This window comes from Exiguobacterium sp. A1_3_1 (genome assembly GCF_048985645.1).
GTDB lineage: Bacteria > Bacillota > Bacilli > Exiguobacteriales > Exiguobacteriaceae > Exiguobacterium_A > Exiguobacterium_A indicum.
Genome location: NZ_WBYY01000348.1, coordinates 1 through 355 on the forward strand (window position 1 = coordinate 1; position 355 = coordinate 355).

A 355-nucleotide genomic window follows, 5' to 3' on the forward strand; every position below is an offset into this window, starting at 1 on the left:
GGTCTTCATGCTTCTGTTTACTTGAAGGATTGGTCACGGGTAGAACAACTTATCTCTGATCTCGTACAACGGAAATTTCGTCAGCACGCACGATCCGTCGCCTCGATCGCTTTAACAGCTGAAATCATGATTCATATCCGTCATCTTCTCAAAGAAGGAGTATTGATTGATTTCGAAAGTGCAAAACGGTCTGTTTTCTCAAGAAATATCACGATTCCCGTCTATGTAGCAGGACGGTACGAAGACATGAACGTATTACATGAAGATTTTGAAGCAGAGAAAGAATCGATCCTTCGACGTGGATCGCTTGTTTGTCGCAAAAAGAAATGGAGTTTTGAGTTAGATTGACCTTTAG

1 pseudogene is annotated in these 355 nt (G+C 41.7%); it reads left to right on the forward strand.

Annotated elements, in window-relative coordinates:
- Positions 1-348: pseudogene (locus F8N00_RS18290) on the forward strand (hypothetical protein); the annotation flags it as partial.
- Positions 349-355 lie beyond the last annotated feature (7 nt).